The 4,593-nt window shown below is 57.4% G+C and carries 6 protein-coding genes and 1 pseudogene; 3 read left to right on the top strand and 4 right to left on the bottom strand.

The genetic code is table 11. The annotated features are described in order from the left end of the window. Window positions 1–180: pseudogene (locus DW151_RS10575) on the top strand (Sir2 silent information regulator family NAD-dependent deacetylase); the annotation flags it as partial. Here DW151_RS10575 and DW151_RS06540 read toward each other — a convergent pair. Further along, window positions 177–941, bottom strand: a complete 765-nt coding sequence (locus DW151_RS06540) for a carboxymuconolactone decarboxylase family protein (protein ID WP_118334997.1) — start codon at window positions 939–941, stop codon at window positions 177–179. The pseudogene DW151_RS10575 and the gene DW151_RS06540 overlap by 4 nt on opposite strands. Window positions 942–1,093: 152 nt before the next feature. Here DW151_RS06540 and DW151_RS06535 point away from each other — a divergent pair, with 152 nt between their 5' ends. Then, window positions 1,094–1,534, top strand: coding sequence for a MerR family transcriptional regulator (locus tag DW151_RS06535; protein WP_118334996.1), 441 nt, complete (start codon window positions 1,094–1,096; stop codon window positions 1,532–1,534). A gap of 137 nt (window positions 1,535–1,671) precedes the next feature. On the opposite strand, the gene DW151_RS06530 is transcribed toward DW151_RS06535, so the two are convergent. Then, on the bottom strand, window positions 1,672–2,307 hold the full coding sequence (locus DW151_RS06530) for an NAD(P)-dependent oxidoreductase (RefSeq protein WP_199579911.1): 636 nt from the start codon (window positions 2,305–2,307) through the stop codon (window positions 1,672–1,674). Between the two features lie 137 nt (window positions 2,308–2,444). Between DW151_RS06530 and DW151_RS06525 the strand changes: the two genes are divergently transcribed. Continuing rightward, window positions 2,445–2,822, top strand: a complete 378-nt coding sequence (locus tag DW151_RS06525) for a winged helix-turn-helix transcriptional regulator (RefSeq protein WP_370446224.1) — start codon at window positions 2,445–2,447, stop codon at window positions 2,820–2,822. A 271-nt stretch (window positions 2,823–3,093) separates the two neighbouring features. Here the strand turns inward: DW151_RS06525 and DW151_RS06520 are convergent, their stop codons facing one another. Continuing rightward, the gene (locus DW151_RS06520; protein WP_118334993.1) at window positions 3,094–3,717 is read right to left on the bottom strand and encodes a TetR/AcrR family transcriptional regulator; all 624 of its coding nucleotides are present in this window, start codon (window positions 3,715–3,717) and stop codon (window positions 3,094–3,096) included. 29 nt (window positions 3,718–3,746) lie between these two features. Then, window positions 3,747–4,100 (bottom strand): dihydropteridine reductase, encoded by a 354-nt coding sequence (locus DW151_RS06515; protein WP_118334991.1) that lies wholly within the window; start codon window positions 4,098–4,100, stop codon window positions 3,747–3,749. Between the last annotated feature and the right edge of the window lie 493 nt (window positions 4,101–4,593).

Genomic DNA, 4,593 nt, shown 5'->3' with positions numbered 1-4,593 from the left:
ACCCCCGGCATCATCACGCTCCCGTTCTGGAGCATGACCGCGAAGCTGCCGGATGCGCACCTTTTGAGCGTAAACATCTCGGGCGGCTCGGCTCCGCTGCAGCTCGGAAGCAAGGCAGGGGCGATCCAGGCCGATTTGGGCGCCCTGCTCTCGGCGGCGCGGGCAGGCGACGGTGCTTAAGCCTCCTTGTTGGTCGCTTTAAGGTATGCATCGTCGCCCACGGGCTCCAGCCACTCGTTGGAGGTCTCCTCGCCCGGAACCTCCAACGCGAGATGTGAGAACCAGCTGTCGGGTGCGGCTCCGTGCCAGTGCTTCACCCCTGGGGCAATGTTGACCACGTCGCCAGGGTGCAGTTTCTGCGCCGGCTTACCCCATTCCTGGTAAAACCCTCGACCAGCCACGCAGATGAGAATCTGTCCACCGCCGTTTTTTGCGTGGTGCACGTGCCAGTTGTTGCGGCAGCCGGGCTCGAACGTCACGTTGTAGACGCCAACCTGCTCGGTTGATAGAGGCGCGAGATAGCTTTGCCCGATAAAGTACTTCGCGAATGCGTCGTTAGGGGCACCGATGGGAAAGGCCATCTCGTTTTGGTGCTCGGCTTTTGCATCAGCGGCATCGTCATCCGCCCAGACCTCCTTTGCCATGCGGAAGGCCGCCCATGCCTTGGGCCACCCCGCGTAAAACGCGGCGTGGGTAAGGATTTCCGCTATCTCCGCCCTGGTTACACCGTTATTCTTTGCGGACATCAGATGGTATTGGAACGAGGAATCCGTCAGTCCCTGTGCCATCAGGGCCACCACCGTCACCACGCTGCGGTCTCGAAGGGAAAGCCCGTCTTCTCGACTCCACACCTCGCCGAACAGCACGTCATCATTGAGCTGTGCGAATTTGGGGGCAAAGTCCCCCAGGGCATCCCTGCCTGCCGCCTGTTTAATTGCCATGATCGATCTCCCCCTGTCGATGGTTTAGGTGCAAATCTGTTTCCACATTACGGAACACCCTTTGCAATCCCTGTTCTAATGACGAGAATGAAGGTAATACCTAAACCTGACTTTAGGTCAAGGAATGAATTCGAGATTGATTCGGAGGAACCATGTACACAATCGGACAGGTTTCGGAGATGTTCGGTTTGCCCGCCTCAACGCTGCGCTATTACGACAAGCAGGGATTGTTCCCGGCATTGGAGCGGACGTCCGGCATTCGGCAATTCGGCGATACGGAACTCGAGGCGCTTCGGGTCATCGAATGCCTCAAGAAAGCGGGGATGGAGATCAAGGACATCCGTCTATTCATGGAATGGTGCGCGGAGGGTCCATCGACATACCCCAAACGCAAGGCCATGTTCGAGGAGCGGAAGGCCCACATGGAGCTAGAGATCGCGAACATGAACCGCGCGCTGGACATGCTGAAGTACAAATGCTGGTTCTACGGACAGCTGAATCAGGGCGAGAATGAGACTAAGCTGAGGGCCATGATTCCCGACGGTTTGCCAGAAGATATCAAAGAGGCCTACGAGAACGCTCACGCTCGATAGTACCAAAAACGCCCCTTCTGAAACTCAACCATTGTTTAAGATGTCACAACTCAGACAACAAGACTGGTTGCCCCGGTACGCAACGGGAGGGTCGACGCGGCTGGCATCGACCCTCCCATTTCCCAAACGGCATAAAGCTACTTGCTCACAACCGAGATGCGCTGGGCGACGTGGTTACCGGACTCGATCTCATCGACCATGGCAATCGCATAGTCAGCGTACGAGAGCGTTGACTCGCCGCGGCTGTTGAGCGTGAACTCCTCGCCCGCCAAGATATACTCACCGGTGCGCTCGCCGTCGGCCTGGGAGTCAGCAGCAGGGGAAATGAAGGTCCACTTGAGGCCGTCCGTTTCGCGAAGGTGAGCAAGGATTTTGCCGGCCGCGGCGGACAGCGGCTTCCAGTCATCGGGAAAGTCCGGGCCCATATCGACGGTGACCGTATGCTCGGGGTTGACGAACAGCGAGCCCGCGCCACCCACGATGAGCAGGCGCACATCGGTGCCGACCAGCACATCAGCCAAGTGGATGCCCGCGTCGGTGATACCGGGGATGGTCTCGGGCGTCCAGCCGCCCACGGCGTCCACCACGGCGTCGAATCCTTCGAGGTCTTCCGTCGTGAGCTCGAGTGCGTCTTTGATGACGGAGTTCTGAGCGGCGGTCCTATTCTCGCCGCGCACGATGGCGGTCACGTCGAATCCGCGACGCACGGCTTCCTCAACGATGAGGCTGCCGGCCCTGCCATTCGCTGCTACAACTGCGATTTTCTTGGTCATCATACTTTCCTTTCGACCTGCGGCACTCGCCGCCGCTTTCCTTGCAGCTCATACGATACGCGTCAAAGGTATATAATGGAAAGTAGGCACATAAATGTGCTGTAAGCACCAAAAGGAAACTAATGTAAATGACGTGCATGATTGCAGACGGAGGTTTCACGAATATGACAACACCGACTTTGGAGAACCTGCCTGCCTGCCCAGTGGAGACAACGCTTTTGCTCATCGGCAACAAGTGGCAGGTGCTCATCCTGCGCGAACTCTCGCTCAAAGGCACGATGCGCTTTAAGGAGCTGCAACGCTCGATCGGCAAGATTTCGCAGAAAGTTCTGACCAGCAACCTACGAACCATGGAGGAAACGGGGCTCGTTCATCGTGAAGCGTTCGCAGAGGTGCCCCCACGGGTGGAGTACTCGCTCACCGACCTGGGACAGACACTCAGACCCGTTCTTGACGCAATGAGAGCTTGGGGCGAGAACTACAAGGAGCAGCTCCGCGGTGGCGGGCTTCGATAAGTAGCTCCTACTGGTTACACGCCTACAGAAACCCCTCCGTCCTATCGCCATCACGGGAAACCCTCCTCCTTGGTTCTCGCCGCAAACGGCTTCGAGGCCGCGCTGGCGGTCCCGGCACGGCTGGAGTCGGCCCGCGCGAGCAGCGGAAAGGGATACACGCCCTTTACCAAGGTAGATTGCTGCTTTCATTTTCCGTTCCTTTCGCAGTATTCTCAATGCAGGTGCGCGGCCTGCGCGCATGGCGCCTAGGGGGCGTCGCCGTCACATCGTTTCATTCGCGCCTCTCTTTAGCGTTGGCAAGACGTCGGTTCGTGCCGTTCGGGTGCACGCAGGTTTTGATAATGCGCACCATCTCATCGATAGGCGTTTCGCAGCCGCTCCGAATCCAGTCCTGTACCACGGCGGAGAGCCCATGCACATAAAAACTGATGACGAAGGCCCGCTGCTCGCTGGGATAGCCAAAGCGCTCCAACACTGGGTCGATGATGTGCTTCGCTAGGGCCTCGAATCGCTCCTGAGCTTGCAGCGTATGCCCGTTTGCGAGCATCGCGCGATAGATGGAGCAGTTGTCTTGGACGAACTCGAGGTAGGGCCTCAGATACTCGTCGGTTACGAAAACGAGCTCATCGAGGGAAGCCGTACGGATAGCCCCGATCGTGTCTGCGGCGCTTTGTTCAAAGCGCTCGAAGAACTTGGTGTTCACATGCTCCGAACACTCCTTCACGAGGTCAGGGACACCCTGGTAGTGAAGGTAGAACGTAGAGCGCCCCACCCCGGCCTTCTTGCAAATCTCCTTAACGGTTATGAACTCCGCGCCCTTGTTCTGCAGCAAGTCGAGCAAAGCCTCGTCCATAAGCTGCGCCGTCGTAAAGTATCTGCTCTGCTGCCTGTTCACCCAAGCCTGCCTCTCCCTGATGCCAAAAGCTATTCGCCGGCAATTCCCTTGGCAAGCTCCATTATCTCAAAGGCGTATTTCTTCTTAGAGGTTTCCAGAATCCAGCGATACAGAACAAGGTTCACGCTTGCGCCTGCGATACCCAAGATACCAAGGACGATTCCGAGCACAAACAACGTGCCCTCGCCAGGTCCCAGCACACCCATGGTCAGGCACATGCCCACACCCAACAACAGCGAGGAAGCGATGCCAAAGCTGTAGGCGAAGACGTTCGCAGGGCGCTTTGCTTTGGCATCGAGCTTCTTGAGCGCGGTGAGCTTGAAGGCGCTTTTGGGCGCGTATTGCTTGGCGATCGATTCCGCGCAGATCTTGTCGGTGTCCATGTTTTCTTCCTTTTCTCTATGGCTTGTTCGACAACCCAAGAATAGGAAGAACGTGCAGGCGATTGAAGAACACAAACGGGACGTTGTGTCCATGTTCGGCTCGGGCCGGTACTGAACGGTCTCTCGCAGAGCGCGTCGGTTGTTCATTGCGAGTCGCCGATGGGACTTTCAGATGATGAATCGGCCCGATCTGAATTCTGGCTTGAAGTGGGGTGATTCGACGGATTCCCAAAGTGCGCCTTGGTATACCTCCGGGATTCTTTGGCCTCGATGACCTTTCCAACCGCACTTCCAAGTCATCGCGGCGTGCTCGTTAGATCCTTCGGCCGCTCCGCCTGCATTTGGCGTGGCGACTGGGGAGGAGGTTGCGTCGACGAATATGCTCAGGTCTCGTCCCAATAAAATTCCGCTAGATAGAATCAGAACCACCCTTAAAAAGGGTGGTTTGCCCTTAGGGTATAACCCACGGGCCCCGGGCTCGCGTCTAAAGGCG

It is taken from the genome of Collinsella sp. AM13-34 (genome assembly GCF_003473055.1).
In the GTDB taxonomy this organism is placed as follows: Bacteria; Actinomycetota; Coriobacteriia; order Coriobacteriales; family Coriobacteriaceae; genus Collinsella.
The sequence above is the reverse complement of the archived record's forward strand: the minus strand, read 5'-3'. Positions and strand labels throughout refer to the sequence as shown.